Below are 1040 nucleotides of genomic sequence, written 5' to 3'. Positions count from 1 at the left end.
TCAGTTTGCGTCGCGGCGCTGCGGGCGGGACCAGATCAGCGAGTGGGTATCGCCGTCCTCGTCATCGAAGAGGCTGGCGTAGATCGGGGCGTTGAAGCTCGGATCGTCCAGCTTCAGGCCCAGATAGGGGCGGCCTTCGTTCGAGACCTTTTCCCAGGCGGCGCCGATCTCGGCCCGGCCGACATAGACGCGGTGCGAGGGGGCGTTCTCGCCCGTGACGCGGGTTTCGGGGGTGAGCCGGACGTTGCTGGCCTTCAGGCCGAGGGTGACGATCTCGCCGGTGTAGTCGTTGCCGGTAGCGGATTTGCGGAAGGTGCCGATGGTGGCCATGGTGGTTCTCCTTGAGGACTGTTTCGGGCCGACCCTTGCGGCCTCGATGGGGATCGTCCGGCCGGAGGCGAGCGCTGATGCACCCGCGCTTGCGCGGGCCTGACAGCAGAGGAGAGGCTTTCTTGTTCCGCGAGGAATGGCGGCCGCCCGCGGCCGGCAGGGGAAGAAAGTCGCGACGGCGCTGTTGCATCGAGGCGCTCGAGGCGCGCCTTTTCGCGCGCCGTCCTTCGGCCAGATCAGCCCATCGCAGAGGCCGCCTGTGGGCGCCCGGATCAGCCCGGTCCTCAGGAGAGGCCACCGGCCCCCGCCATCGCCTCCGCACCTCCCGGCACAGATCCACCAGCGACATCCCGCAGGGCCAGAGAACACCGGCACAGGCCGCCCTCCGATCCGCAACCGGCCATGCCCCCCTGCCCCGGCGCGTTTGGGCCGGGGATCTCGCCCCGACCGGGAAGAGCCACGATGGTCCGCCATCAGGGCCAGAGGCCGATCCCGCGCGACGCCGCAAAACCATGCCTCAGCCAGAGTGACAGGAAGGGTCGATCCGGCAAGCGGTCCCCGACCGGGCGAGACGTGCCGACAGGCCGGATCACACCGCTGCAGGAAGCCCGGCCGGGACGGTGCGATCGCCCTTCGCCGCCATCGCCTGCGGCCTGTCATCGGAGCTCCGGCATCGTCGCCCTCGCGCCATGGGATCGTTGCCCGTAGGG

1 protein-coding gene is annotated in these 1040 nt (G+C 69.9%); it reads right to left on the bottom strand.

Translation table 11 applies throughout. The annotated features are described in order from the left end of the window. Positions 1 to 330, bottom strand: coding sequence for a DUF736 domain-containing protein (locus D2T30_RS22885; RefSeq protein ID WP_128210657.1), 330 nt, complete (start codon positions 328 to 330; stop codon positions 1 to 3). Positions 331 to 1040: the final 710 nt, after the last annotated feature.

It is taken from the genome of Paenirhodobacter populi, assembly GCF_004022215.1.
Taxonomy (GTDB): Bacteria; Pseudomonadota; Alphaproteobacteria; order Rhodobacterales; family Rhodobacteraceae; genus Rhodobacter; species Rhodobacter populi.
The sequence above is the reverse complement of the archived record's forward strand: the minus strand, read 5'-3'. Positions and strand labels throughout refer to the sequence as shown.

Bases quoted from the DNA above. Each gene is read 5' to 3' on its own strand.
- D2T30_RS22885 (WP_128210657.1), bottom strand. From the start codon at position 330: ATGGCCACCATCGGCACCTTCCGCAAATCCGCTACCGGCAACGACTAC.